Annotated in this window: 24 protein-coding genes and 2 pseudogenes; 14 read left to right on the top strand and 12 right to left on the bottom strand. The window is 73.4% G+C overall.

Annotated features, from left to right (window positions below; all coding sequences use genetic code 11):
- Window positions 1–337 precede the first annotated feature (337 nt).
- Window positions 338–1,375 carry a GlxA family transcriptional regulator gene (locus tag ACIQFX_RS00005; RefSeq protein ID WP_402456882.1) on the bottom strand — a complete coding sequence of 346 codons (1,038 nt, stop codon included), beginning with the start codon at window positions 1,373–1,375 and terminating at the stop codon, window positions 338–340.
- A gap of 45 nt (window positions 1,376–1,420) precedes the next feature.
- Here ACIQFX_RS00005 and ACIQFX_RS00010 point away from each other — a divergent pair, with 45 nt between their 5' ends.
- On the top strand, window positions 1,421–2,011 hold the full coding sequence (locus tag ACIQFX_RS00010; RefSeq protein WP_402456885.1) for a cysteine hydrolase family protein: 591 nt from the start codon (window positions 1,421–1,423) through the stop codon (window positions 2,009–2,011).
- A gap of 1 nt (window position 2,012) precedes the next feature.
- Here the strand turns inward: ACIQFX_RS00010 and proC are convergent, their stop codons facing one another.
- From proC to ACIQFX_RS00035, 5 genes are all read right to left on the bottom strand, one after another.
- On the bottom strand, window positions 2,013–2,822 hold the full coding sequence (gene proC, locus ACIQFX_RS00015) for a pyrroline-5-carboxylate reductase (protein WP_402456888.1): 810 nt from the start codon (window positions 2,820–2,822) through the stop codon (window positions 2,013–2,015).
- A gap of 138 nt (window positions 2,823–2,960) precedes the next feature.
- Window positions 2,961–3,698 carry an ABC transporter permease gene (locus tag ACIQFX_RS00020; RefSeq protein WP_402456891.1) on the bottom strand — a complete coding sequence of 246 codons (738 nt, stop codon included), beginning with the start codon at window positions 3,696–3,698 and terminating at the stop codon, window positions 2,961–2,963.
- On the bottom strand, window positions 3,695–4,546 hold the full coding sequence (locus ACIQFX_RS00025; RefSeq protein ID WP_402456894.1) for an ABC transporter ATP-binding protein: 852 nt from the start codon (window positions 4,544–4,546) through the stop codon (window positions 3,695–3,697). Before ACIQFX_RS00025 ends, ACIQFX_RS00020 begins: the two co-directional genes overlap by 4 nt.
- A 427-nt stretch (window positions 4,547–4,973) precedes the next feature.
- Window positions 4,974–5,537 (bottom strand): hypothetical protein, encoded by a 564-nt coding sequence (locus ACIQFX_RS00030; RefSeq protein ID WP_402456896.1) that lies wholly within the window; start codon window positions 5,535–5,537, stop codon window positions 4,974–4,976.
- A 34-nt stretch (window positions 5,538–5,571) separates the two neighbouring features.
- Window positions 5,572–5,904, bottom strand: a complete 333-nt coding sequence (locus ACIQFX_RS00035) for a peptidase (protein ID WP_402456898.1) — start codon at window positions 5,902–5,904, stop codon at window positions 5,572–5,574.
- A 77-nt stretch (window positions 5,905–5,981) separates the two neighbouring features.
- Between ACIQFX_RS00035 and ACIQFX_RS00040 the strand changes: the two genes are divergently transcribed.
- Window positions 5,982–8,156, top strand: a complete 2,175-nt coding sequence (locus ACIQFX_RS00040) for a protein kinase (protein ID WP_402456901.1) — start codon at window positions 5,982–5,984, stop codon at window positions 8,154–8,156.
- Window positions 8,157–8,246: 90 nt separating this feature from the next.
- Here the strand turns inward: ACIQFX_RS00040 and ilvD are convergent, their stop codons facing one another.
- The 4 genes from ilvD to ACIQFX_RS00060 all read right to left on the bottom strand — a co-directional run bounded on the left by ilvD (window position 8,247) and on the right by ACIQFX_RS00060 (window position 12,805).
- Window positions 8,247–10,100: a dihydroxy-acid dehydratase gene (gene ilvD / locus ACIQFX_RS00045; RefSeq protein WP_402456903.1), complete on the bottom strand. Its 1,854-nt coding sequence runs from the start codon at window positions 10,098–10,100 to the stop codon at window positions 8,247–8,249.
- A 176-nt stretch (window positions 10,101–10,276) separates the two neighbouring features.
- Window positions 10,277–10,888 (bottom strand): TetR family transcriptional regulator, encoded by a 612-nt coding sequence (locus ACIQFX_RS00050; RefSeq protein ID WP_402456905.1) that lies wholly within the window; start codon window positions 10,886–10,888, stop codon window positions 10,277–10,279.
- Window positions 10,885–11,721: a sugar phosphate isomerase/epimerase family protein gene (locus ACIQFX_RS00055; protein ID WP_402456908.1), complete on the bottom strand. Its 837-nt coding sequence runs from the start codon at window positions 11,719–11,721 to the stop codon at window positions 10,885–10,887. Before ACIQFX_RS00055 ends, ACIQFX_RS00050 begins: the two co-directional genes overlap by 4 nt.
- A 151-nt stretch (window positions 11,722–11,872) precedes the next feature.
- A complete protein-coding gene (locus ACIQFX_RS00060) occupies window positions 11,873–12,805 on the bottom strand; it encodes a Ppx/GppA family phosphatase (protein ID WP_402456911.1) in 933 nt (310 codons plus the stop codon).
- A 175-nt stretch (window positions 12,806–12,980) separates the two neighbouring features.
- On the opposite strand from ACIQFX_RS00060, the pseudogene ACIQFX_RS00065 reads away from it, so the two are divergent.
- The 4 genes and pseudogenes from ACIQFX_RS00065 to ACIQFX_RS00080 all read left to right on the top strand — a co-directional run.
- Window positions 12,981–13,046 (top strand): annotated as a pseudogene (locus tag ACIQFX_RS00065) (hypothetical protein); the annotation flags it as partial.
- A gap of 133 nt (window positions 13,047–13,179) precedes the next feature.
- Window positions 13,180–13,692: an RNA-guided endonuclease InsQ/TnpB family protein gene (locus ACIQFX_RS00070; protein ID WP_402458513.1), complete on the top strand. Its 513-nt coding sequence runs from the start codon at window positions 13,180–13,182 to the stop codon at window positions 13,690–13,692.
- A gap of 14 nt (window positions 13,693–13,706) precedes the next feature.
- Window positions 13,707–13,889, top strand: a pseudogene (locus ACIQFX_RS00075) (zinc ribbon domain-containing protein); the annotation flags it as partial.
- Between the two features lie 309 nt (window positions 13,890–14,198).
- Window positions 14,199–14,996: a hypothetical protein gene (locus ACIQFX_RS00080; RefSeq protein ID WP_402458515.1), complete on the top strand. Its 798-nt coding sequence runs from the start codon at window positions 14,199–14,201 to the stop codon at window positions 14,994–14,996.
- Window positions 14,997–15,078: 82 nt separating this feature from the next.
- On the opposite strand, the gene ACIQFX_RS00085 is transcribed toward ACIQFX_RS00080, so the two are convergent.
- A complete protein-coding gene (locus ACIQFX_RS00085) occupies window positions 15,079–16,857 on the bottom strand; it encodes a hypothetical protein (protein ID WP_402456914.1) in 1,779 nt (592 codons plus the stop codon).
- A 174-nt stretch (window positions 16,858–17,031) separates the two neighbouring features.
- Here ACIQFX_RS00085 and radA point away from each other — a divergent pair, with 174 nt between their 5' ends.
- Window positions 17,032–18,435: a DNA repair protein RadA gene (gene radA, locus ACIQFX_RS00090; RefSeq protein WP_366308940.1), complete on the top strand. Its 1,404-nt coding sequence runs from the start codon at window positions 17,032–17,034 to the stop codon at window positions 18,433–18,435.
- Between the two features lie 122 nt (window positions 18,436–18,557).
- A complete protein-coding gene (gene disA, locus ACIQFX_RS00095) occupies window positions 18,558–19,682 on the top strand; it encodes a DNA integrity scanning diadenylate cyclase DisA (protein ID WP_402456918.1) in 1,125 nt (374 codons plus the stop codon).
- 158 nt (window positions 19,683–19,840) lie between these two features.
- Here the strand turns inward: disA and ACIQFX_RS00100 are convergent, their stop codons facing one another.
- On the bottom strand, window positions 19,841–20,683 hold the full coding sequence (locus tag ACIQFX_RS00100) for a hypothetical protein (protein WP_402456921.1): 843 nt from the start codon (window positions 20,681–20,683) through the stop codon (window positions 19,841–19,843).
- A gap of 224 nt (window positions 20,684–20,907) precedes the next feature.
- On the opposite strand from ACIQFX_RS00100, the gene ACIQFX_RS00105 reads away from it, so the two are divergent.
- From ACIQFX_RS00105 to cseC, 6 genes are all read left to right on the top strand, one after another.
- Window positions 20,908–21,591 (top strand): phosphatase PAP2 family protein, encoded by a 684-nt coding sequence (locus ACIQFX_RS00105; RefSeq protein ID WP_402456922.1) that lies wholly within the window; start codon window positions 20,908–20,910, stop codon window positions 21,589–21,591.
- A gap of 33 nt (window positions 21,592–21,624) precedes the next feature.
- Complete coding sequence (locus ACIQFX_RS00110; RefSeq protein WP_402456924.1) at window positions 21,625–22,545, top strand: A/G-specific adenine glycosylase; 921 nt, start codon at window positions 21,625–21,627, stop codon at window positions 22,543–22,545.
- Window positions 22,546–22,714: 169 nt separating this feature from the next.
- A complete protein-coding gene (locus ACIQFX_RS00115) occupies window positions 22,715–23,287 on the top strand; it encodes a SigE family RNA polymerase sigma factor (protein ID WP_402456927.1) in 573 nt (190 codons plus the stop codon).
- Complete coding sequence (locus ACIQFX_RS00120) at window positions 23,275–24,018, top strand: hypothetical protein (protein ID WP_402456929.1); 744 nt, start codon at window positions 23,275–23,277, stop codon at window positions 24,016–24,018. Before ACIQFX_RS00115 ends, ACIQFX_RS00120 begins: the two co-directional genes overlap by 13 nt.
- 160 nt (window positions 24,019–24,178) lie before the next feature.
- Complete coding sequence (gene cseB, locus ACIQFX_RS00125) at window positions 24,179–24,880, top strand: two-component system response regulator CseB (protein ID WP_402456932.1); 702 nt, start codon at window positions 24,179–24,181, stop codon at window positions 24,878–24,880.
- On the top strand, window positions 24,769–26,244 hold the full coding sequence (gene cseC / locus ACIQFX_RS00130) for a two-component system sensor histidine kinase CseC (protein ID WP_402458518.1): 1,476 nt from the start codon (window positions 24,769–24,771) through the stop codon (window positions 26,242–26,244). Before cseB ends, cseC begins: the two co-directional genes overlap by 112 nt.
- The last annotated feature ends 281 nt before the right edge of the window (window positions 26,245–26,525 follow it).

Below are 26,525 nucleotides of genomic sequence, written 5' to 3' on the forward strand. Positions count from 1 at the left end.
GGGCCCTTCCGGCGGTTCCGACTCTATCAGATCCTTTCGGCGTCTGATTCCCAGTCAGCGGGGTTTGTCTTTCCGGCTGTTGGGCCGTTCCGACGAGTGAGACTTTAGCGGGTTTCCTGCCCCCGACGCTAATCGGGCTGCTGCGCTCAGACCTTCGAACGCGGATTCCTCATTTCGCAAAAACACACGGAAAGCGAGACGGCACGGCAAAGCGTCGTCAGCTTCAGAGGATCTTGCGGAATGGCTGTCCGGGGCCGACCGGAGTCGGTGCTCACGTCGGACAACTCGGAGAACAGTACGGATCGGGGGATCCCGTGTCAACCCCCGGCCTGGGGCGTCACCGTACGGGTCGTTCCGCGGGGTGGCGGAACGCGGTGCGGTAGTCGCGGGGGCTGGTGGCGAGGTGCGAGGCGAAGTGCTGGCGCATCGTGATCTCGCTGCCGAAGCCCGCGCGGCGGGCCACCTCGGGGAGGGGGTGGTCGGTGAGTTCGAGGAGTTTCTGGGCGGCGGCGACGCGCTGGGTGATGAGCCAGTGCAGGGGGGTGGTTCCGGTGGTGGCCTGGAAGTGGCGGGCGAAGGAGCGGGGGGACATGCCGGCGCGGGCGGCGAGGCTCGCGACGGTGTGGGGTTCGTCGAGGTGCGCGAGGGCATGGGCGCGGGCGTCGGCGAGGGCGTCGGCGTCGCGGTCGGCGCGGGGGGTGGGGTGCTCGATGAACTGGGCCTGGGTGCCGGTGCGGAAGGGTGCGGTGACCATGGAGCGGGCGATGGCGGCGGCCGCTTCGGCTCCGTGGGCCGTACGGACGAGGTGGAGGCAGAGATCGATGCCGGCGGCGGTGCCGGCCGAGGTCCAGATGCCCGAGTCCTCGACGAAGAGGGCGTCGGGTTCGACCTGGACCGCGGGGTGGCGGGCGGCGAGGGTCGGGGCCAGGTGCCAGTGGGTGACGGCGCGGCGGCCGTCGAGGAGTCCGGCGCGGGCGAGGACGAAGGCACCGGCGCAGAGCGAGGCGACGGGGATGTCGGCGGCGTGGGCGCGGCGGAGGGCATCCAGGACCGGGACCGGGAGGTCGGCGTCGGGGTCCTCTATGCCGGGGACGACGACCAGGTCGGTGGGGGTGAGGTCGTCGAGCCAGTCGAGCGCGCGGTCGGGGGTGAGGGTGAGTCCGCCGCGCAGGGGGACGGGGGTGTGCGGGTCGGCGGCGGTGCGGCGGAGTTCGAAGGGCGGGACGCCGCGGAGGGTGCGGTCGCTGCCCCAGACCTCGGTGATGACGGAGATGTCGAAGGCGCGGACGCCGGGGAAGGCGAGGAGCGCGATGCGCTGGGGGCGGGGCGTGGGGATCGGCGTCACCTTTGGCAGTAAATCATCGATCGCTGACATTCGACCCTCTGGGAGCGAGGGCGTGGCGGCGGGAGGATCGTGGTCATGGAGATCGACGAGAACGCGGCGCTGGTGGTCATCGACGTACAGAAGGGCTTCGAGCAGGAGTTCTGGGGGCGTCGGAACAACCCGGAGGCCGAGCGGAACATCGCCGCCCTGATCGACGTGTGGCAGGAGACGGGGCGGCCGGTCGCCTTCGTGCGGCACGACTCGGTGCAGCAGGGTTCGCCGCTGCAGCCGGGGACCGAGGGGAACGACTTCAAGGACGTGGTGGAGGAGCGGCGGGGGAAGGGGGCCGGTCCCGAGGTGCTGGTCACGAAGAGCGTGAACTCGGCGTTCTACGGGGAGCCGGACCTGGACGCCTGGCTGAAGGGCCTGGGGGCCGGGCAGATCGTGGTCGTCGGGATCCAGACGAACATGTGCAACGAGACGACGGCCCGGATGGGCGGGAACCTCGGGTACGACGTGCTGTTCCCGCTGGACGCGATGCACACCTTCGACCTGGCCGGGCCGTTCGGGTGGACGCAGACGGCGGAGGAGCTGACCCGGGCGACGGCGGTGTCGCTGCACGGCGGGCGGTTCGCCCGGGTCGTGGCCACGGAGGACGTGGTGAAGGGCGCGGTCTCGGCCGCGTAGGTCAGCTGTTGCCGGAGGCGAGTTCGCGGCTGCGGTCGCGGGCGGCTTCGAGGGCGGCGATGAGGGCGGCGCGGACGCCGTGGTTCTCCAGCTCGCGGATGGCGCTGATAGTGGTGCCGGCCGGGGAGGTCACGGCTTCGCGGAGCTTGACCGGGTGCTCGCCGCTGTCGCGGAGCATCACGGCGGCGCCGATGGCGGCCTGGACGATGAGGTCGTGGGCCTGGGCGCGGGGCAGGCCGAGGAGGATGCCGGCGTCGGTCATGGCCTCGACGAGGAAGTAGAAGTAGGCCGGGCCCGAGCCGGAGAGGGCGGTGGCGGCGTCCTGCTGGGACTCGGGTACGCGGAGGGTCTTGCCGACGCCGCCGAAGATCTCCTCCGTGTGGACGAGGTGTCCGGGGGTGGCGTGGCTGCCGGCCGAGATGACCGACATGCCCTCGTCGACGAGGACGGGGGTGTTCGGCATGACCCGGACGACGGGGGTGCCGGCGGTCAGGCGCTCCTCGATGAACGAGGTGGGGATGCCGGCGGCGGCGCTGATGACCAGGCGGTCGGCGGCGACGTGCGGGCCGAGCTCGTCGAGGAGGCGGCCCATGTCCTGGGGTTTGACGGCCAGGATGAGGGTGTCGGCGCGCTTGGCGGCCTCGGCGTTGGTGACGGTCTCGACGCCGTAGCGGGTACGGAGCTCCTCGGCGCGTTCGGCGCGGCGGGCGGTGACCAGGAGGTTCGCGGGGCGCCACCCTGCGCGGATCATGCCGCTGAGGAGCGCTTCACCGATCTTGCCGGTGCCGAGGACTGCGACGGTCTGGGTCATGGCTCTGTTCACCTCGCCGGAGGGGGGTACGTGTCGTCATCCTCGCACCGGTGGGCCGGGGGGTGCGTGCGTGTCCGAGGGGCGGTCACGTGGGTGGGGTCGCGCGGCGGAGTCACGTGGTGGGGACACGTAGTGGGGTCATGCGGTGCGGCGGCGGAGGGTGGCCGCGCCCAGAGCGAGGACGAGGAGTCCGCAGCCCGCGACGACCAGGACGTCTCGGACGAAGTCGCCGGTGACGTCGGGGTGGCGGAGGACCTCGTTCATGCCGTCGACGGCGTACGACATCGGCAGGACGTCCGAGACCGCTTCGAGCGCGGGGGCCATCTGGTCGCGCGGGGTGAAGAGGCCGCAGAGCAGGAGCTGCGGGAAGATCACCGCCGGCATGAACTGGACGGCCTGGAACTCCGAGGCCGCGAAGGCCGAGACGAAGAGGCCGAGGGCGGTGCCGAGCAGGGCGTCGAGGAGGGCGACCAGCAGGAGCAGCCAGGGGGAGCCGATGACGTCGAGGCCGAGGAACCAGACGGCGAGGCCGGTGGCCAGGGTGGACTGGACGATGGCGAGGAGCCCGAACGCGAGGGCGTAGCCGGCGATGAGGTCCGCCTTGCCGAGCGGCATGGCGAGCAGGCGTTCCAGGGTGCCCGAGGTGCGTTCGCGGAGGGTCGCGATGGAGGTCACCAGGAACATCGTGATGAGCGGGAAGATGCCGAGGAGCGATCCCCCGATGTTGTCGAAGGTCTGCGGGCTTCCGTCGAACACGTAGCGGAGCAGGAAGAGCATCAGGCACGGCACCAGGAGGAGCAGCGCGATCGAGCGCGGGTCGTGGCGCAACTGGCGCAGGACGCGGGCGGCGGTGGCGAGGGTGCGGGCGGGGCTCATGACCGGGGCTCCTCGTGTGCGGCTCGGGCCGCGGCGGCGTCGACCAGGCGGAGGAAGGCCTCTTCGACGGTGGCGGTGTCGTTGCGTCGGCGGAGGTTGTCGGGGGTGTCGTCGGCGAGGATCTCGCCCTCACGCATGAGGAGGAGGCGGTGGCAGCGCTCCGCCTCGTCCATGACGTGCGAGGAGACGAGGAGTGTGGTGCCCCGGTCGGCGGCGATCCGGTGGAAGAGGTTCCACAGGTCCCTGCGGAGGACCGGGTCCAGGCCGACCGTCGGCTCGTCCAGGACGAGGAGCTCCGGCGTGCCGAGGAGGGCGACGGCGAGCGACACCCTGCTGCGCTGGCCGCCGGACAGCCGGCCGGCGAGGGAGTCGGCGTGCGACGTGAGGTCGACGTCCGTGATGGCCCGGTCGACGGCGGTACGGCGGTCATGGCGGCGGGCTCGGCCGGGGAGCAGGACGGCGGCGAAGTAGTCCAGGTTCTGGCGGACGGTCAGGTCGTCGTAGACCGAGGGGGCCTGGGTGACGTACCCGATGCGGGAGCGGAGTGCGGGGTCGCCCGCGGGGCGGCCCAGGACGTCGAGGGTGCCGGCGACTTTGGCCTGGGTGCCGACGATGGCGCGCATAAGGGTGGTCTTGCCGCAGCCGGAGGGGCCGAGGAGGCCGGTGATGCGGGCGGTGGGGATGGTGAAGTCGAGGTCGCGGAGGACGGTGCGGGTGCCGCGGGTGGTGGTGAGGGAGGTTGCGGTGATGGCGGGGGGTGTGAGGGGCGTGGGGGGTTCATGGGGTGAGGGGGGTGAGGGGGGTTTGGGTTCGTTGGTGGCGGGGTCACCCGTCGGGTAATTCACCATGTGATGAATAGTGCGCCTGGGGGTGTGTGGGGTCAAGGGCCTGGGGGCGCTGGGTGCGGGGCGCTGGGTGCGGAGTGCGGGGCGCTGGGTGCGGGGTGCCTGGCGGGCCGGGGCCGCTGCGGGCCGGTGGGGGTTGTGCCCACCCGTTCCGCCCTTGGCGGACGTATGCCCACAACCCGGGGACGGGGCCGGGCGAGGGATGGGCGCGGCGCGTCAGCGGGGGGGGCGGCGACACCCCGGCGGGGGCCGGGCTAGGGGCGGGCGCGGTTCGCGCGGCGCGTCAGCGCGGGGGCGGCGACACCCCGGCGGGGGCCGGGCTCGGTGGGGTGGGGGCTGGCTGGCTGGCTGGCTGGCTGGCTGGCTGGCTGGCTGGCTGGCTGGCTGGCTGGCTGGCTGGCTGGCTGGCTGGCTGGCTGGCTGGGGGAGGTTACTTGCGCTTGGGGTTTTTGCGGGTGCGGCGCTTTTCGTGGCGGGTGAGGGCGGCTTGGTATTCGGTGCGGTGGAGTGCTTCGCCGGGGGCTTCGCGGAGGCAGCGGAGGGAGTAGGCGAGGAGGGAGCCGATGAAGCCGATGGCCTTGAGGCTGCGGAGGGACTCTTCGCGGGCCGGGTCGGTGGGGCGGCGGCCGAAGCCTTCCCAGGTCTTGCGGAAGGCGATGGCGCTGCAGACGGCGAACATGATGACGACCAGCGTGTTGACGATGCCGCCGACGGCGGCGATCTGCAGGCCTTCGTAGGCGAAGCGCAGCACGAAGCAGGCCGCGACGGCGGCGGCGAGCGAGCCGACGGCCAGGCCGGCCCTGCGCAGGGCGTAGCCGCCGCTGTGGTCGACCCAGGTGGTGCCGAAGAAGCGGATCTCCTCCGGCTGCGGCCCGGAGGGCACGCCGGCGGAAGGCTTGCCCCCGGAGGGCTTGCCCCCGGAAGGCACGCCGGCAGAGGGCTTGCCCCCGGAGGGCTTGCCGGTCGTGCGGGGGGTCTGCTCGTCGTCGCTCACGGGGTCGATTATCCCCGGGCGGCGGTGGAGGGGTTCAGGAGCAGCGCGGTGCGACGAGGTCGTCGCTGCCCGTGTGGACGTACGCGTCGGAGACGTACTCGCCCGGCGCTATGTTGTCCCAGATGTTCGTGGTGCCGTAGGGGCCGTTGATCCACTCGCCGTACTTCTGGCAGTTGATGGCGATCGTGGCGCCGAGCGGCAGGACCCGGACGATCGGGTACTTGGTGCTCGGGCCCGAACGGACGTTGACCCGGTAGCCCGGTGCGACCTCGTAGCGCGTGCTCATGGTGTCCTCCCCCTGTGGCGCGAAAGCGCTCCGCGGAGTTTCACTCTCCGCGACGCGCAGGCTAGCAAGCCCCACCGACATCGGGGCCCCATGGACTAGGCTCCGTCGGGTTCGCGCGGGTGTGCGCGAGGTGACGGGGAATCACACGGGGGTGGGCGATGCCACCGTTGCGCGGTACCGGTTCCGGCCGGGAAGCGGAGGGGTCCGAGTACGCGGGCGACTACCGGCTCCAGGCGTGTCTGGGGGCCGGCGGCATGGGCGTCGTACACCTCGCGGCGTCGGCTTCGGGGCTGCGGCTCGCGGTCAAGGTCGTGCACGCACGGTATGCGGAGGATCCCGAGTTCAGGGCGCGATTCCGCCAGGAGGTCGCGGCCGCCCGCCGGGTCAGCGGGGCCTTCACCGCGCCGGTCGTGGACGCCGACCCCGATGCCGAACGCCCCTGGATGGCCACCCTCTACGTGCCCGGCCCGACCCTCGCCGACCAGGTGAAGCGGAACGGGCCGCTGTCGCCCGCCGAACTGCGCCGGCTGACCGCGGGGCTCGCCGAGGCGCTGCGGGACATACACCGGGCGGGGGTCGTCCACCGGGACCTCAAGCCCAGCAACGTCATGCTCACCGACAGCGGGCCGAAGGTCATCGACTTCGGCATCTCCCGGCCCGTCGACAGCGACCTGCACACCGAGACGGGCAAGCTCATCGGCTCGCCGCCGTTCATGGCGCCGGAGCAGTTCCAGCGCCCGCGCGAGGTCGGTCCCGCGGCGGACGTCTTCGCGCTCGGCTCGGTCCTGGTGCACGCAGCGACCGGGCACGGCCCGTTCGACTCCGAGAGCCCGTACATCGTGGCGTACCAGGTCGTCCACGACGAGCCGGATCTGGCGGGCGTGCCGGCGGAGCTGGCTCCGCTGGTCGCGCGCTGCCTCGCCAAGGACCCCGGCGAGCGGCCGACCCCGGCCCAGGTCATGTCCGCGCTGCTGCCGCCCTCGTACGAGGCGGAGGCGTTCATACCGGCGCAGCGGCGGCGGCCCGCGCTGCCGGACGGCGACGGTGACACCGGCCCCGCGCCCGCGTGGGACGCCGACACGCCGGTACGGGCGACCGTGCCCGGTCCGCGCCGCCGGGGTCCGCGCTTCGGCGGGCGGATCCGGCCGCGTCCGACGCTCGCCGTCGCCGCCGTGCTCGCGCTGACCGGAGCCGGCGTGTACGCGGCGCTGAGCGCTCCGGCGGGCGGCGCGCAGGCGGGCCCCGACCGCCCGGACGAGGTGGCCAACGTGTTCAGCGGCTGGGACACCAGGCTCCAGGAGCTCGGCCCGACGGCCGCTCCGGCCTGCCTCCACGACGCGGGCGCGCTGTACTGCACGGCCCGGGGCGTCGCGCTCGCCCGGCTCGACCCGGTCACCGGGCGGGTCCTCTGGTCGAAGCCGTCCCCCATCCAGCAGGAGTCCCCCGACGCTCCCGTGCTCCTCGCGGGCGGCCGACAGATCGGGGCCGCCGCCCCCACCGGTCCCCTGCGGGCGTACGGGGCCGAGGACGGCAGGCCCGGCTGGAGCACCGTCGCGGGTCTGCCCGAGGCGTACTGGCCGTCCGGTTCCGCCGTCGTCCTGTCCGACGGGGTCGGCGGCATGCGGGCGGTCGACGGCGGCAGCGGCCGGGAGCTCTGGCGGCACCGCCTGACCGGCTTCGGGAACCCGTTCCCCGGGGCGTACGACGCGCCCTCCGGGCTCCTCACGGTGTCCGAGACCTCCGGTGACGCGACGCGCACCGCGGTCGGCGCGATCCGCCCCGCCACCGGCGAGGTGGCCTGGCACCGGGACCTGGAGGGCAACCTCGACCCGCTGGGCCACACCGGCGACGGCACGCTGGTCCTCGCCTCGCTGTACGACACCGGGGTGGCCGACGCGCTCGTGCTCGTGGGGCCCGGCGGTCGCGGGGCCGTACGCACGCTGCCGCTGCCGAGCCGGATGGACATCCGGGGGATCGCCGTGCGCGGCACCGTGGTCCACCTGCTCGAAGCGGACGGGCACCTCACCGCCTTCGACACGGCGGCGGAGAAGGGGAAGGTGCTGTGGGACCTGGTGACGGCCGCCGGGAACGTCTCCCCACCGGTCCTCGGCCCCGGCGACCGCCTCTACTTCTCCGTGCAGGACGGGCGTCTGCTCGCCGTCGACACCGCGCGCGGGGCGCTCGTCGGCCAGACCCGGCCGCGGCTGCAGAACGGCCGGCTCGGGTACGCGCCCTCGGTGCCGTCGCCGCTGGTCGCCGGGGACCGGGTGTTCGGGACGGCTCCCGACGGCTCCGTGTTCGCGGTGGACGCGCGCGAGCCCGCGTCCTGGTGAGGGAAGCGGCCGGCACGTGGGGCACGAGGAAGGGGAGCGGGCACCCGGCCCGCTCCCCTTCCTCGTACTGCTGCCGTACCGCTGCCGGGCTCAGCCCAGCTTCGTCACGTCCCTGACCGCGCCCTTGTCGGCGCTGGTGGCCATCGCCGCGTAGGCGCGGAGCGCGGCCGACACCTTGCGCTGACGGTTCTTCGGCACGTACACGCCGTTCAGCGCCTCGCGACGGGCGGCGAGGGTGGCCTCGTCGACGAGGAGCTCGATCGAGCGGCTCGGGATGTCGATGCGGATCCGGTCGCCGTCCTCGACGAGGGCGATCGTGCCGCCCGAGGCGGCCTCCGGGGAGGCGTGGCCGATGGAGAGGCCCGACGTGCCGCCGGAGAAGCGGCCGTCGGTGACCAGCGCGCAGGTCTTGCCCAGGCCGCGGCCCTTGAGGAAGGACGTCGGGTAGAGCATCTCCTGCATGCCCGGGCCGCCGCGCGGGCCCTCGTACCGGATGACGACCACGTCGCCGTCGGTGACCTGCTTGTTGAGGATCTTCTCGACGGCCTCGTCCTGCGACTCGCAGACGACCGCCGGGCCCTCGAAGGTCCAGATCGACTCGTCGACGCCGGCTGTCTTCACGACGCAGCCGTCCACGGCCAGGTTGCCGCGCAGGACCGCGAGGCCGCCGTCCTTCGAGTACGCGTGGGCCGCGTCGCGGATGCAGCCGCCGGCCGCGTCCAGGTCCAGCGACTGCCAGCGCTCGGACTGCGAGAAGGCGGTCGCCGAGCGGACGCAGCCGGGGGCCGCGTGGAACAGCTCGACGGCCTCGTCGGTGGCGGCGCCGCCGCGGACGTCCCAGGTGTCCAGCCACTCCTTGATGGAGGCGGAGTGAACGGAGTTGACGTCCTCGTTCAGCAGGCCCGCGCGGTAGAGCTCGCCGAGGATCGCGGGGATGCCGCCGGCCCGGTGCACGTCCTCCATGTAGTACGTGCGGTCCTTGGCGACGTTCGGCGCGACCTTGGCCAGGCAGGGCACCCGACGCGAGATCTCGTCCATGTCGCTGAGGCCGTAGTCGAGCTCGGCCTCCTGGGCGGCGGCGAGCAGGTGCAGGATCGTGTTGGTCGAGCCGCCCATGGCGATGTCGAGCGCCATGGCGTTCTCGAAGGCGGCGCGGGTCGCGATCGAGCGCGGCAGGACGGAGGCGTCGTCCTCGTCGTAGTACCGGCGGGTGATGTCGACGACCGTGCGCGCCGCGTTCTCGTACAGCGCCTTGCGGCCGGTGTGGGTGGCGAGCAGGGAGCCGTTGCCGGGGAGGGAGAGGCCGATCGCCTCGGTCAGGCAGTTCATCGAGTTGGCGGTGAACATGCCGGAACACGACCCGCAGGTCGGACAGGCGTTCTCCTCGATGCGGGCGATGTCCTCGTCCGAGATGTTCGGGTTCACGGCGTCGGAGATCGCGTCGACCAGGTCGAGGGTGCGGACCGTGCCGTCGACGAGGGTGGCGCGGCCGGACTCCATCGGGCCGCCGGAGACGAAGACCGTCGGGATGTTCAGGCGCAGGGCCGCCATCAGCATGCCGGGGGTGATCTTGTCGCAGTTGGAGATGCAGATCAGGGCGTCGGCGCAGTGCGCCTCGACCATGTACTCCACGCTGTCCGCGATCAGGTCGCGGGAGGGCAGCGAGTACAGCATGCCGCCGTGACCCATCGCGATGCCGTCGTCGACGGCGATCGTGTTGAACTCGCGGGCGATGCCGCCGGCGGCCGTGATGGCGTCGGAGACGATCCGGCCGACCGGCTGGAGGTGGGTGTGACCGGGGACGAACTCCGTGAAGGAGTTGGCCACGGCGATGATGGGCTTCCGGCCGATGTCCGCGCCGGGTACACCGGAGGCGCGCATAAGGGCGCGTGCGCCCGCCATGTTGCGGCCGTGGGTGACTGTGCGGGACCTCAGCTCGGGCATCGTCGCTCGCTCCTCGTGATGGGTGTGCTTGCATTCGAGCGTACGCCGACACTCCAAGATCTGGACAGGCCGTCCGGAATGCGGGACGGGTGTTCAGCCTTCGGTCAGGTACGACGGGGGTTCGGCGTTCGATCGGGTACGACAGGTGCTCACCTTCGGCCGGGTACGACGGATGCTCAGCCTTCGGTCAGGTACCTCTGGAGCGTCGGGGCCACCTGGGCCACGATCTCCTCCGGATCCGCGGAGGCCAGCGGCTCGACCCGGATCACGTACCGCATGATCACGATCCCGATCATCTGCGACGCCGCCAGCTCCGCGCGGAACGCCGGGTCCGGCACGTCCAGCTCGGCCGCGATCCGCTCCAGGAGCCGGCGCAGCACGAAGGTCCGCAGCACCTTGGCCGCCGCCTCGTGCGTCAGCGCGGACCGGACCGTCGCGAGGAGCGGGGCGCGGCTGACCGGGTTCTCCCACACGCCGATGAAGAAGCGCGCGAGCCGCTCGCCGATGGCGTCGCGGGGACCCGCCACGATCGCCGGCACGACGGCCGCGGGCTCGAAGGACACCTCGATCGCGGCGGCGAACACCTCGTCCTTCGTGCCGAAGTAGTGGTGGACCAGCGCCGGGTCCACCCCCGCCGCCCGGGCGATGCCGCGCACCGAGGCCTTGTCGTAGCCCCGCTCCGCGAACTCGGCGCGGGCCGCCTCCAGGATGCGTTCGCGCGCGCCCGGCCCGCTCTCCTCCTCGGTCCGGGAAGGGCGGCCGCGCCGGCGCGGGGCCGGTCCGGTCACGGTCGCGGCACCCGGGAGGGGCGGGTCGGGGCGGAGGCGAGGTGGAGCCGGGTGAACGCCAGCGCCTCCGCGAGGTCGGCCTCGCGTTCGGCGGCTGACATCGCGCGGCGGGTGTTGACCTCGATGACGACGTGGCCGTCGAAGCCGGTGAGCGCCAGCCGCTCCAGCAGCTCGGCGCAGGGCTGCGTGCCGCGCCCCGGGACCAGGTGCTCGTCCTTCGCGGAGCCCTTGCCGTCGGCGAGGTGGACGTGGCCGAGCCGGTCGCCCATGCGGTCGATCATCGCGAGGGCGTCCGTACGGGCGGTCGCGGTGTGCGAGAGGTCGACGGTGAAGTGCCGGTAGTCGTCCTTCGTGACGTCCCACTCGGGGGCGTACGCGAGCATCTCGCGGTCCTTGTACCGCCACGGGTACATGTTCTCGACGGCGAACCGCACGTCCGTCTCGTCCGCCATCCGCCAGATGCCGGTGACGAAGTCCTTGGCGTACTGGCGCTGCCACCGGAAGGGCGGGTGCACGACGACCGTCGACGCACCGAGCCGCTCGGCGGCCGCCCGCGCGCGCTGGAGCTTGACCCACGGGTCGGTCGACCAGACGCGCTGGGTGATCAGGAGGCAGGGGGCGTGCACGGCCAGGATCGGGACCTGGTGGTAGTCGGAGAGGCGGCGCAGCGCCTCCACGTCCTGGCTGACCGGATCGGTCCACACCATGACCTCGACGCCGTCGTACCCGAGGCGCGCGGCGACCTCGAAGGCCGTCGCCGTCGACTCCGGATAGACCGAGGCCGTCGACAGGGCGACCTTCGCATCCGGGATGCGCACCACTGGTTCTGCCACGGGGACAGGGTACGGGGCGGGCCGGGGCGCCGGGCGTGGTTCACGTCACGCCCGGCGCCCTCCGCGGAGCGGGGTCACGTCACGCCCGCCCCCTCCACAGGTCGGGGTCACGTCACGCCCGGCGCCCTCCGCGGGGCGGGATCCTCGCGGGTCAGTGCTCCGGCAGGTGGTCGAGGCGGCGCAGGATGACGCCCTCGCGCAGCGCCCAGGGGCAGATCTCCAGCACCTCGACGCCCAGCAGGTCCATCGCGCCCTCCGCGACCAGCGCGCCCGCGAGGAGCTGGCCGGCGCGGCCCTCCGAGACGCCCGGCAGGGCCGCGCGCTCGGGAGCGGTCATCCCGGCAAGGCGCGGAACCCACTCCTCCAGGGACTTGCGGGACAGGATCCGCTGGACGTACAGGCCCTCGCCGGAACCGGGCGCGCCCGCGATCCTCGCCAGCTGCTTGAAGGTCTTGGAGGTGGCGACGATGTGGTCGGGGCGGCCGAAGCGGCTGAACTCGCCGACCGTACGGGCGATCTGGGCGCGCACGTGGCGGCGCAGCGCCTTCACGTCGGCGCTGTCGGCCGGGTCGCCCGGCAGCCAGCCTGCCGTCAGCCGGCCCGCGCCGAGCGGCAGGGAGACGGCGGCGTCCGGGTCCTCGTCGATGCCGTAGGCGACTTCCAGGGAGCCGCCGCCGATGTCGAGGAGCAGCAGCTTGCCCGCGGACCAGCCGAACCAGCGGCGGGCGGCGAGGAACGTGAGCCGGGCCTCCTCCTCGCCGGTGAGCACCTGGAGGTCGACGCCCGTCTCGTCCTTCACGCGCGCGAGGACGGCGTCCGCGTTGGTCGCCTCCCGGACGGCCGAGGTCGCGAACGGCAGCACCTCCTCGCAGCCCTTGTCCTCGGCAGCCAGGAGCGCGTCCCTGACGGTCGCGATCAGCCGCTCGACGCCGTCCGGCGCGATCGACCCCCGCGCGTCGAGGAGCTCGGCGAGCCGCAGCTCCGCCTTGTGGGAGTGGGCGGGCAGGGGGCGGGCCCCGGGGTGGGCGTCCACCACCAGGAGGTGCACTGTGTTCGAACCGACGTCGAGGACTCCGAGTCTCATGGGCGGAACGCTACCGATGACTTGGCTGGTTCTGTCGCCGCTTGAAGCGCCGGATTCCAGCGGCGGGCTGGGCACGAGATGACGTCACCGGTCCGGAGAATCGACCCCATGTGAGCTGTTTCACAGCCCCCCGAGGCGGTCCTGGAGTGCGCAATCCGCTGTCTGGAGTGAGGCCATGCGGCTTCGGTACTCATTCCGTTTGCATCCGACCATCGGCCAGCGCGAGGCACCGGCGAGGGCTTTCGGGTGTGCGCGGGTGGTCTACAACGACGCCCTGCGGGCCCGCGGGACCGCCCGCGCCGCGGGTCTGCCGTTCCCGAAGGTCGGGGACCTTTCCAAGCTGCTCATCACCGAGGCGAAGAAGACCGACGAGCGTGCCTGGTTCCGTCCGGTTCACCGCCAACGCCCGCTGGAAGATCTGGAAGATCACGGCTGGCGGGGACCTGTCGCTCCCGAGGATCGGGAATGTCCGGGTGAAGTGGTCCCGCGCCCTGCCCTCCACGCCGTCAACGGTGACCGTGATCAAGGACGCGGCCGGGCGCTGTTTCGCCTCGTTCGTCGTCGAGACCGACCCCGCCCCGCATCCGGCCGTGGAATCGGTGGTCGGTATCGACCTCGGGCTGGGGCATTTCGCGGTCTTCTCAGACGGTACGAAGATCGACGCTCCGCGTTTCCTGCGCAGGGCGGAGAAGAAGCTCAAGAAGGCCCAGCGGACCCTGAGCCGCAAGGCGAGGGGGTCGAACAACCGGGACAAGGCCCGCATCGGGGTCGCCCGCGCGCACGCGCGGGTGGCCGACGCGCGGCGCGAGTTCCGCCACCGGCTCTCCACCCGGATCATCCGCTCATCCGCGAGAACCAGGCGGTGGCAGTGGTGGACCTGGCGGTGAAAGGGCTCGCCCGTACGCGACTGGCCAAGTCCGTGCACGATGCCGGCTGGGCATTGTTCGTCGCAATGCTGGAGTACAAGGCTGCCTTGTACGGCCGGACCTTGATCCGCATCGGGCGCTTCGAGCCCACCAGCCAGGTCTGCTGTGTGTGCGGGATCAAGGACGGCCCCAGGCCCCTGCACGTCCGCGTGTGGGAGTGCCAGGGCTGCGGGACGGTCCTGGACCGGGACGTCAACGCGGCGATCAACATCGCCAAGGCCGCCGGACTGGCGGTGTCAGCCTGTGGAGCGCAGGTAAGACCGGGACCCATCCCGGCACAGCGCCGCGAAGCAGGAACCCACCGGGACGGTCAGCCGACCGTGGCAGGAAGCCTCGCCCGCTGGGGCGGAGGCGGAGGTCAATGCTCCGACCCGCATACGCTTGGTGTTGTGCCAAAGACGAAGAAGGCGAAGCCGGGCGAAGACGGCGGTGTGAAGGCGGCCAGGGTCGCGCACGCGGCGAAGGCCGTGAAGGCCGGGAAGCGGAAGCGGGGCAAGGAAGAGGAGCCGGACGAGAAGGGGCTGGACTTCGCGCGCGCGTGGGTCGAGTTTCCCGATCCGGCCGACGAGGAGCAGGTCTTCCGGTGTGACCTGACGTGGCTGACCTCGCGCTGGACCTGCATCTTCGGAAACGGCTGCCAGGGCATTCAGGAGGGGCGCGCGGACGACGGCTGCTGCACGCTCGGGGCGCACTTCTCCGACAAGGACGACGAGAAGCGGGTCGCGGAGCACGTGGCCAGGCTGACGCCGGAGCTGTGGCAGTTCCACGACGTCGGCACGGAGTCGGGCTGGGTGCAGCTCGACGAGGACGGCGACCGGCAGACCCGCCGCTGGGAGGGGTCCTGCATCTTCCAGAACCGGCCCGGTTTCGCGGGCGGCGCGGGCTGCTCCCTCCACATCCTGGCGATGAAGGAGGGCAAGGAGCCGCTGGAGACGAAGCCGGACGTGTGCTGGCAGCTGCCGGTGCGGCGGACGTACGACTGGATCGACCGGCCCGACGACAGCCGGGTGCTCCAGGTGTCGATCGGCGAGTACGACCGGCGCGGCTGGGGGCCTGGCGGCCACGACCTGCACTGGTACTGCACGACGGCGACGTCGGCGCACGTCGGCGGTGAACCGGTGTACGTGTCGTACCGGCCCGAGCTCGTCGAGATGATGGGCCAGGAGGCGTACGAGGTGCTGGTCGGGCTCTGCGAGGCCCGGCTCTCCTCGCAGCTGCCGCTCGTGGCACCGCACCCCGCGGATCCGGATCCGGATCCGGCCTGACCTTCCAGGATCCTGGGGGCCTTGTGGGGCCTTGTGGGGCCTTGTGGGGCCTTGTGGGGCCTGAGGGGCTGTGGGGCCTTTCCTACGAGGACGGGGGCGGGTTCCCCGGCGACGCCGGGGGTGAGCCCGGGTCCGAGGTCGTGGGCGGGGGTTCCTCGGTGGTGGGCGGCGGGGTCGTCGGATCCGGGGTCGGCTCGGTCGTCGGCGGGGTCGTGGGCTCGGTCGTCGGCGGGGAGGTCGGAGTGGTCGGCTCGGTCGTCGGTGGGGTCGTGGGCTCGGTCGTGGGCGGAGAGGTCGGCGGGGTCGTCGGCTGGGTGGTGGCCGGCGGGGGTGTGATCACCCGGTCGTCGATCGGCGGGGGCGGGCGGTAGCCGTCGATCCTGACCACCGCGCCCGAGGGGTTCACCCCGATCCGCGCGCTCCAGGCACCCACGGGCTCGCGGTCGTGGTCGACGCGGACGGTGATCGTCACGGTCTCGCCGGGGCGGAGCGTGCCGGAGGCCCGGGTGACGTACAGCCAGGGCGCGTCCGTCCACAGGGACCAGTCGACGGGGGAGCCGCCGGACGCGGTGAGCGTGAGGAGGGTCAGGTCGCCGTGCCCGCGCGCGGAGACCGTGATCCAGCCGGCGGCGGGCTCGCCGGGGCGGGAGGGTTCGGTGGGGCCGCCGGGGCTGACGACCTCGACGGAGACGTCGGGGGCGCGGCTGCCCCGGGTGAAGCGGGGTTCGGGGGTGGCGTCGGCGTTGCCCGCGTTCTCGTAGCGGTCGTAGGGGCGGCCGTCCGGGCCCTCGGGTTCGTCCGCCTCGCGCGCGCTGATCCGGGCTCCGTCCCTGCCGGGCGCGTCCGCGACCGGGGTGCTCCGCCAGGAGGTCCACAGGGCGAGGACGGGGGCGGCGACGACGGCCGCGACGACGGTGGTGGTCACCGCGCGGGCCCGCATCCGGTCGCGGCGGGCCAGGTGGTCCTTGGGGTCCATCGGGAAGCCGGTGGGGGCGAAGCGCGGGGCGCCGGCACGCGCGCGCGGGACGTGCAGCATCGCCATGTACGCGGCGGCCCGGGGCGCCTCGACGAGCGGTAGCCGGGCGGGGGCCGGCTCGGTGGTGCTTCCGGGCCAGGGGCCGCCGGCGCCGACGCGCTCGGCGACCCGCCGGCAGCGCGGGCAGTCGTCGACGTGCCGGACGAGTTCGGCGCGCAGGGCGGCGGAGAGGAGGACCTGGTGGTCGCCGGTGAGCCGGGCGACGGTGGGGCAGCTGCCGGTCTCGACGACGGCGAGCGCGGCGCGGGTCCGCTCGACCTCGCAGCCGGCGGTGGCGAGGAGCTCGCGGGCGGCGTGCGGGTCGAGGGAGAGCACGGCGGCGACCTGGCGGCGGCTGAGGCCGTGCCGGACGGCGAGCTCCAGGGCCTCCCGCTGCTCGGGGGTGGTGCCGGCCGCCTCAGGCCAGGCGAGGACGGCGAGTTCGGCCCGGCGGCGGTCCGCGGTCTCCTCGGAGACGCGGGGCGGCTCGGGCGCGGTGACGGCGGGGCGGCCGGTGTGGGCGCCCTGGCGCTTGCGGCGCTGCTCGCCGAGGCTGCGCAGGCAGGCCCAGCGGGCGAGGGCGTACAGCCAGGCCGTGCGGCCGTCCTCGTCGGAGGGGCAGCGGCCGTGGTGGCGTTCGGCGACGGCGAGGACGTCGCCGAGGACGGCGGTCGCCGTGTCGTGGTCGCAGAGCACGGAGAGGCAGTAGGTGAAGAGGCCGTCGAGGGCGGCCTCGTAGCGGGCGGGGGGCCGCCGGCCGAGCGTGCGCGGTCCCTGGTCCGCGGCGCGGTGCGCCCGGTATGCGCCGGTGGTGCCTGTGGGGGAATCCAGCCTGCTGCTCGTCACTGGGCGACCGTAGGCAAGGCGCGGGGCACTCTTCGTACCGGTTGAGTCATTCTCATTCTTACGGGTGAAGCTATCGCTCGAAGGGGGACAGGAAGGGGGTTTCCCGGCGGCGTGGTGTTCCCCCCTGTGGAGGACGGCGGCCCGTTGTCGGTGGCGGCGGATACGGTGGGGGACATGGCTGCCCGTACGAAATCCGCCAAGGAACGGCCGTCCTACCGCTGCACCGAGTGCGGCTGGCAGACGGCCAAGTGGCTCGGTCGTTGCCCCGAATGCCAGGCCTGGGGGACGGTCGAGGAGTACGGCGCGCCCGCCGTCCGGACGACCGCGGCGGGCCGTGTGTCCACCGCCGCCGTGCCCATCGCCCAGATCGACGGCCGGCAGGCCACCGCCCGCTCGACCGGCGTCGACGAGCTGGACCGGGTCCTCGGCGGCGGTCTGGTGCCGGGCGCCGTGGTGCTGCTCGCGGGCGAGCCGGGCGTCGGCAAGTCGACGCTGCTGCTCGACGTGGCGGCCAAGGCGGCGAGCGACGAGCACCGCACGCTGTACGTCACGGGCGAGGAGTCGGCGAGCCAGGTCCGGCTGCGCGCGGACCGGATCAACGCGCTGAGCGACCATCTGTACCTGGCGGCCGAGACCGACCTGTCGGCCGTCCTCGGGCACCTCGACGCCGTGAAGCCCTCGCTGCTGATCATGGACTCGGTGCAGACCGTCGCCTCCCCCGAGATCGACGGTGCCCCCGGTGGCATGGCGCAGGTCCGCGAGGTCGCCGGGGCGTTGATCCGGGCCTCCAAGGAGCGCGGCATGTCCACGCTCCTCGTGGGCCACGTCACCAAGGACGGGGCCATCGCGGGCCCCAGGCTCCTGGAGCACCTGGTCGACGTCGTCCTGAGCTTCGAGGGCGACCGGCACGCGCGCCTGCGTCTGGTGCGGGGCGTGAAGAACCGGTACGGCGCGACCGACGAGGTCGGCTGCTTCGAACTGCACGACGAGGGCATCACGGGCCTGGCCGACCCGTCCGGGCTCTTCCTGACCCGGCGTGACGTGGCCGTGCCCGGCACCTGCCTGACGGTCACCCTGGAGGGCCGCCGCCCGCTCGTCGCCGAGGTCCAGGCGCTGACCGTGGACTCCCAGATCCCGTCCCCGCGCCGGACCACGTCCGGCCTGGAGACCTCCCGGGTCTCGATGATGCTGGCGGTCCTGGAGCAGCGCGGCCGGATCAGCGCCCTGGGCAAGCGGGACATCTACAGCGCGACCGTGGGCGGTGTGAAGCTCACCGAGCCCGCGGCCGACCTCGCCATCGCCCTCGCGCTCGCCTCGGCGGCGAGCGACACCCCGCTGCCGAAGAACCTGGTCGCGATCGGCGAGGTCGGGCTCGCGGGCGAGGTCCGGCGGGTGACGGGCGTGCAGCGCCGGCTCGCCGAGGCGCACCGGCTCGGCTTCACGCACGCGCTGGTCCCGTCGGACCCGGGGAAGGTGCCGGCGGGCATGAAGGTGACCGAGGTCGCGGACATGGGCGACGCCCTGCGCGTGCTGCCGCGCAGCCGCCGTGCGAAGGCCCCGGAGGGTGCCGAGGGTTAGGCGGCGGTCAGGGTGGGGACCCCTTTCGGACCACCCCGGATCGGTCGGGGGCGGAGGGCGGCGGGGTGGTGTCGCTAGACTTTGCCCTGGTCTCGCCCATCCGTACGAGCCGGAGGAGTGCAGTGGCAGCCAAGGACGGGGCAGCAGGTCCTGGAAAGTCCGGCACGGGCTCCGGCAACGAAGCGCTGATGCGCGCCGCCCTGAGCGCCGTCGCGCCCGGCACCGCGCTGCGCGACGGCCTGGAGCGGATCCTCCGGGGCAACACGGGCGGTCTCATCGTGCTCGGCCTGGACAAGACGGTCGACTCGATGTGCACCGGCGGTTTCGTGCTGGACGTCGAGTTCGCCGCCACGCGCCTGCGTGAGCTGTGCAAGCTCGACGGCGCGCTCGTCCTCGACAAGGACATCACCAAGATCCACCGCGCGGGCGTGCAGCTGGTCCCGGACGCCTCCATCCCCACCGAGGAGACCGGCACCCGCCACCGCACGGCGGACCGGGTCTCCAAGCAGTGCAACTTCCCGGTCGTCTCGGTCTCCCAGTCGATGCGGCTGATCGCGCTGTACGTGAACGGCGAGCGGCGGGTCCTGGAGGAGTCGGCGGCGATCCTGTCCCGCGCCAACCAGGCCCTCGCGACCCTGGAGCGGTACAAGCTCCGCCTCGACGAGGTGGCCGGCACGCTCTCCGCCCTGGAGATCGAGGACCTGGTCACCGTCCGGGACGTGACGGCCGTCGCCCAGCGCCTGGAGATGGTCCGCCGGATCGCCACCGAGATCGCGGAGTACGTGGTCGAGCTCGGCACCGACGGCCGGCTCCTCTCGCTCCAGCTCGACGAGCTGATCGCGGGCGTGGAGCCGGAGCGCGAGCTGGTGATCCGGGACTACGTGCCGGAGCCGACCGCCAAGCGCGCCCGCACGGTGGCCGAGGCGCTGACCGAGCTGGACGCGCTCACCCACACCGAGCTGCTCGAACTTCCGGTCGTGGCCCGGGCGCTGGGTTACAGCGGCTCGCCGGAGACCCTCGACTCGGCGGTGTCGCCGCGCGGCTACCGGCTCCTCGCGAAGGTGCCGCGGCTGCCCGGCGCGATCATCGAGCGGCTCGTGGAGCACTTCGGCGGGCTGCAGAAGCTCCTCGCCGCGAGCGTGGACGACCTCCAGACCGTCGACGGCGTCGGCGAGGCCCGCGCCCGCAGCGTCCGCGAGGGCCTGTCGCGGCTCGCGGAGTCCTCGATCCTGGAGCGGTACGTCTAGATCCGGGGGCGGTACCTCCGGGTTCCTGGGGCGGTACCTCCGGGTTCCTGGGGCGGTACGCCTGGATCCGGGGGCGGTACCTCCGGGGGTGCACCCGTGTCTTGCGGTGCACCCCGGGCGTCTCAGGCAGCACAGTCGCCTCGGACGCCCCAGCCGTCTCAGTCGTTCTTCAGCGTGAACGAGGCGGCGAGCATCTTCGCGCCCGACATCGTGGCCTCCACCAGGTAGGTGCCGGGGGCGGCCTGGCCGGCCGGGGCGGTGGCGCACTGCGGGGCGCTGCGGAGGCGGTCCCACTCGACGGTGTGGGTGACCGTGGTGCGGGCGGGGACGTGGAGCAGGATCGGGTTGCCGGGGCGGGGGCAGTCGGCGGAGGACCAGATCTCGTCGTCGCGGTCGTCGCTGACCGTCAGGACCGCGGCGCGGGGCCCGAAGTCGGCCTTGCAGGCGGTGTTCGAGGTGTTCTCGGCGACGAGCTGGAAGCGCGGCTTCTCCCCCGCCTCGTAGGCGACCTTGGTGGTGCGGAGCGTCAATTGGAGCGCGCCGGCGGGGCAGTTCGGGAGCGGGGAGTTCGCCGGGACCTGCTGTCCCGCGCCGGTGCCCGCGCCGCCGTCGCCGCCGGCACCGTCGGTGTCGCCGTTCTTGCCGCCGGTGCCGGCCGTCCCGGAGTCCGTACCCGCGTCCGTACCGGCGTCGGTACCCGCGTCCGCGCCGGTGCCCGAGCCGTCGGATCCGTCGGTGTCGCCCGATTCGCCCGACTCGTCGCGCCCGCCGGGCTGTTGGCTGATCGCGGTGCCGGTGCCGGAGGGTCCGGGAGTGATCGAGGGAGGGGCGGACGTGGAGCCGTTGGCGGCGTCGTCCGGCTTCTTCCCGCCCCCGTCACCCGAGGTGACGGCCCATGCGGCGAGCAGGGCGAGCAGCGCCACCAGGCATACCGCGACCGCCCTCCGTCGCCAGTAGATGGTGGAGGGAAGCGGCCCGACCGGATTGCGCAAAGATCCCACGACCCGAACCTTACGAGAGATCCGGTCCAACTCCCGCCCCACCCGCCGCCCGAGACGCCAAGTTTTGCCGATGATCACATCCCTCAGTTCCGGGAACTCTTCCCGTACGCGCAGGTGAAATCGGTAGGAACCGGAGCGAATCGCGAGCCCCCACTTTCGTCGGGGGTCGCTCTGGCCGTTGGCCCGGGGCGGCGGAGTCGGAATTCCGGTTAGCGTCGTCCACCATGAACACCCTCCTCGACCTCTCCGACCGTCTGTATCTCGACGTCGCCGACTTCGCCCACTCCACCCCCCACTGGTTCCAGTGGCTCGCCGAGGTCTGGACCGAGGCCGGACTGCTGCTCTTCGGCGTGCTGTTCCTGGCCGGCTGGTGGCGCTCGCGCGACGGGTCGAGCCGGGCCATGACGCTCGCGCTGCTCGCCCCTCTGGCCACCGCCTTCGGGTACGTGGCGAGCGAGGCGTTCAAGTCGCTGGTCGACGAGGAACGCCCCTGCCGCGCGGTCGCCGGGGCGCCCGCCTCGCTCGTCGCCTGCCCGCCGCACGGCGACTGGTCCTTCCCCAGCAACCACTCGGCCATCGCCGGTGCCGCCGCCCTGGCGCTCGCCCTGTCCTGGCGAGGGATCGTCTGGCTGACCGCGCCGATGGCGCTGCTCATGGCGTTCTCCCGGGTCTTCGTCGGGGTGCACTACCCGCACGACGTGACCGTCGGCCTGCTCGTCGGCGCCCTCGTCGCCTTCCTCGTCATGAAGGCCGCCGAGCGGCCGGTGCGCTCCGTGGTGGAGACGGCGAGGTCGAGCCGCAACCCGGCCGTGGCGTGGTGTGCGGGGCGCGGACAGGCGGCGCACGCCGCCACGCACGCCCCGGCGCACTCCGAGCGGCGCTCTCGCGCGCGCCACGGCGCGTACTGATCCCGCCGCGGACGTGCCAGGATCGGGGGTGCCATGACTTCCACTGACACTCCCCCCACGTCCCCCGTGGCCCCCGAGCTCCCCGCCGAGCTCCACGGGCCCGTCCTCGCCTGGTTCGACCGGCACGCCCGCGACCTGCCCTGGCGCCGCCCCGAGGCCGGCGCCTGGGGGGTCATGGTCAGCGAGTTCATGCTCCAGCAGACCCCGGTCGTCCGGGTCCTCCCTGTGTACGAGCAGTGGCTCGCGCGCTGGCCGCGACCGGCCGACCTGGCCGCCGAGGCACCCGGCGAGGCGGTACGCGCCTGGGGCCGGCTCGGCTACCCGCGCCGGGCGCTGCGGCTGCACGCCGCGGCCGTGGCCATAACGGAGCGGCACCGCGGCGACGTGCCGAGCGACCACGGCCAGCTCCTCGCGCTGCCCGGCATCGGCGAGTACACGGCGGCCGCGGTGGCCTCCTTCGCGTACGGCCAGCGCCACGCGGTCCTGGACACCAACGTGCGCCGGGTCTTCGCGCGGGCGGCGACCGGCGTCCAGTACCCGCCGAACGCGACCACGGCCGCCGAGCGGCGCCTGGCCCGCGCCCTGCTGCCGGAGGACGAGGGGACGGCCTCCCGCTGGGCCGCCGCCTCGATGGAGCTGGGCGCGCTGGTGTGCACGGCGAAGAACGAGGACTGCGGGCGCTGCCCGATCGCCACCCGGTGCGCCTGGCGGCTGGCCGGCAAGCCGGCGCACGACGGCCCGCCGCGGCGCGGCCAGACGTACGCCGGCACCGACCGGCAGGTGCGGGGCCGGCTGCTCGCCGTACTGCGCGAGTCGACCGACCCGGTGGCGCAGGCGGCCCTGGACGCGGTCTGGGACGAGCCGGTGCAGCGGGCCAGGGCCCTCGACGGCCTGGTCGCGGACGGCCTCGTCGAACCGCTGGAGAACGGCCACTACCGGCTGCCGCTCTCCTGAGCACCCGGGCCCTCCGCTCCCCAAACCTCATCCGACCCCTCTGTTACACAACCGATGGGTAGCCGTGCGTCCGCCGACGGCTGCCCCGCACAGCTCCGTGACAACTGCTCCGTAGCGTCGGCGACGACACGAGGAACAGAGCTGGTCACGGGGATCGGAGGCGGTTCGGATGAGGCACGGCGAGGTGCTCGACTTCGAGGAGTACGTACGCACACGGCAGGACGCGCTGCTGCGCAGCGCCCGCCGGCTCGTCGCCGACCCCGTCGACGCCCAGGACCTGCTCCAGACGGCGCTGGCCCGCACGTTCGGCCGCTGGGACGGCATCGCCGACAAGTCCCTGGCCGACGCCTACCTGCGCCGCGTCATGATCAACACCCGGACCGAGTGGTGGCGCTCCCGCAAGCTCGACGAGGTCCCCACCGAGCAGCTGCCCGACGCCCGCGTCGACGACGCGACCGAGCAGCACGCCGACCGGGCCCTGCTCATGGACGTCCTGAAGGTGCTGGCGCCGAAGCAGCGCAGCGTCGTCGTCCTGCGGCACTGGGAGCAGATGAGCACCGAGGAGACGGCGGCGGCGCTCGGCATGTCGACGGGTACGGTGAAGTCGACGCTCCACCGCGCGCTCGCCCGGCTCCGCCAGGAGCTGGAGAGCCGCGACCTCGACGCCCGCACCCTGGGACGGACCGGGGAGCGGGCGACCGTACGAGGTGACGAAGGGGGGCAGGAGCGGTGCGCGGCCTAGACGACGGAGCCGACGGCGGCAGACGCCACGACGGCGACCCCTGCGCGAGCGGCGGCGGCGACCGGTTCCGGACCGGACGGCGCCGCCCTCGGCGTGCCGCCGCGGCGGGCGTGACGGCGGTGGCCGGGCTCGTCGTCGCCGGGCTCTCGCTGGCCTCCTGCTCCACCGGCGGCACCGGCTCCCGCGACGAGGGCGCGGCCCGCACCGACGAGGTGGCCGCGGCGGCGCCCACCCCCTCCGCGTCCGCGACCGGCGGCCCGCAGTCCGCCGAGCGGGTCGATCCGATCGCGCTCCTCAAGGCCGATCCGAAGATCGGCGAGCGGCTCAAGAACGATCTGAAGCCGTGTGTCGCGGACGTCTACCCGGTGGACGCCTCGTACGGAAACCTCACCGGCGCTCCGGCGCCCGACGTCGTCGTCAACGTCATGACCTGCGGTGACGCCGTCGGCATTGGCACGTACGTCTACCGCATGCAGAGCGACCGGTACGTGAACGTCTTCATGACCGAGGACCCCGCCGTGTACGCCACGATCGACCGCGGCGACCTCGTCGTCACCCAGCAGGTGTACGCGAAGGGCGACCCGGTCGCGTACCCCTCGGGCGAGGACGTGATCACGTACCGCTGGTCGGGGAACAGGTTCGTCCAGCACGACTGGGTGCACAACGACTTCAGCCGGGCGGTCGGCGACGGCATGGACGAGCCCGCGCCCAGCGCGCCGGCCACCGGCTGAGGCGCCCGGATCGCAGGGCCCGGCCCACAGCCCGACCGACCGCAGCCCGCGCACCGCAGACCCAGATCCAGACCGACCGATCGCGGACCGACCGCAGCAGGACCGACCTCAGCCCGGACCGACCGACCGCAGCCCGACCGCAGCCCGAAGGACACGCACGATGGCCGAAACCCATGTCCTGTTCGTCGAGGACGACGACGTGATCCGTGAGGCCACCCAGCTCGCCCTGGAGCGGGACGGCTTCCGCGTCACGGCCATGCCCGACGGCCTCTCCGGCCTCGACGCCTTCCGGGCGCAGCGGCCGGACATCGCCCTGCTCGACGTGATGCTGCCCGGCATGGACGGCGTCAGCCTCTGCCGCCGCATCCGCGACGAATCGACGGTGCCGGTCATCATGCTGTCGGCGCGCGCCGACTCGATCGACGTCGTCCTCGGCCTGGAGGCCGGTGCCGACGACTACGTCACCAAGCCCTTCGACGGCTCGGTGCTCATGGCCCGCATCCGGGCCGTGCTGCGCCGCTTCGGGCACGCGGGCGGGGCGGGCGCCGGCGAGCACGGGGACGCGCCGGGCGACGGCGGGCTCCTGGTCTTCGGCGACCTGGAGGTCGACACCGAGGGCATGGAGGTCCGCAAGGGCGGGCAGCCGGTGGCGCTGACCCCGACCGAGATGCGGCTGCTCCTGGAGTTCTCGGCCGCGCCCGGCACCGTACTGTCCCGGGACAAGCTCCTGGAGCGGGTCTGGGACTACGGCTGGGGCGGCGACACCCGGGTCGTCGACGTCCACGTGCAGCGGCTGCGCGCCAAGATCGGCCAGGACCGGATCGAGACGGTCCGCGGCTTCGGCTACAAGCTCAAGAGCTAGCCCGGCATGGCCCCCCGCACCCCCTCCCCCGAGACGGGCCCGGTCCGGTGAAGCTGTTCCCCCTCAGGACCGGGGTCCGCTGGAAGATCGCCGTCGCCATCGCGGCGGTCGGCGCCCTCATCGCGGTCACCCTCAGCATCGTCGTGCACAACGCGGCCCGGATCTCGATGCTCGACAACGCGCGCGAGGTCCAGATGGAGCGGCTGCTCTTCGCCCAGCGGATGTACGAGACGTCGAAGCCCAAGGACCCCCGCTTCGGCACGAAGATCAACGACCCGGCGCTGCCGGACCAGCTCGACCAGCTGATGCGGGACAACCGGCGCGGCACGTACGTGCAGGAACACCGGCACGGCGGGCCGCCCGACGTGTGGGCCGCCGTGCCGCTGGCCAGCGGCGACGTCCTGTCGCTGCACATCCCCTTCGCCGACCGCAGCGCGACGATCATGAACGATCTGGACCGGGCGCTGGTCGTCGGCTCGGTCTCGGTGGTCTTCGGCGGCTGCGCCCTCGGCGTCCTGATCGGCGGCCGGATCTCCCGGCGGCTCCGGAAGGCCGCCGTCGCGGCCGGCCGGGTCGCCCAGGGCAACACGGACGTGCGGGTGCGGGACGCCGTCGGCGGGGTCGTACGGGACGAGACCGACGACCTGGCGTGGGCGGTCGACGCCCTGACCGACGCCCTGAACGAGCGGATCGAGGCCGAGCGCCGGGTCACCGCGGACATCGCGCACGAGCTGCGCACCCCGGTGACCGGGCTGCTCACGGCCGCCGAACTGCTGCCGCCCGGCCGTCCGACCGAGCTCGTGCGGGACCGGGCGCAGGCGATGCGGACCCTCGTCGAGGACGTCCTGGAGGTGGCCCGGCTGGACAGCGCGTCGGAGCGGGCCGAGCTCCAGGAGATCGCGCTCGGCGAGTTCGTCGAGCGGCGGGTGCGGGTCCTGGACCCCGAGGTGGTCGTCCGGGTCGTCCACGACTCCTGGGTGAACACCGACCCGCGGCGCCTGGAACGCGTCCTCGGCAACCTCCTCGCGAACGCGGCCAAGCACGGCAAGCCGCCGGTCGAGGTCACCGTCGAGGGCCGTGTGGTGCGCGTCCGCGACCACGGCCCCGGGTTCCCCGAGGCGCTCCTCAAGGAGGGGCCGAGCCGGTTCCGTACGGGCACGAGCGACCGCGCGGGCCAGGGGCACGGCCTCGGCCTGACGATCGCGGTGGGCCAGGCGCGGGTCCTCGGCGCCCGGCTGACCTTCCGGAACGTGGCCTCCGAGGGGGCCCCGAACGGGGTCGGCGGCGCCATCGCGGTCCTGTGGCTGCCCGACCACGCCCCGACGAGCACGGGCAGCTTCCCGATCCTGCGCCTGCCGGAGTGACGGGGCCGGGAGCCGGGGCCGGGAGAGCCGGGGCCGGGAGAGCCGGGGCCGGGAGAGCCGGGGCCAGGCGTACGGCGGTGACGGGCGTACGGCGGTGACGGGGCGGGGCCCTGGGCAGACGGCAGGCGCGCGTCCTCGGGCGGACGGCAGGCGCGGCCCCGGGCGTACGGGGGTGGGGGGGGGGGGGGGGGGGGGCGGGCCGCCCCCCCCCCCCCCCCCCCGGCCCGGCGCGCACCACCCCCACGCCCGCGGCGCGGAGGGAGACCAACCCCCCCGCGACC

The organism is Streptomyces sp. NPDC093089, assembly GCF_044754405.1.
GTDB lineage: Bacteria > Actinomycetota > Actinomycetes > Streptomycetales > Streptomycetaceae > Streptomyces.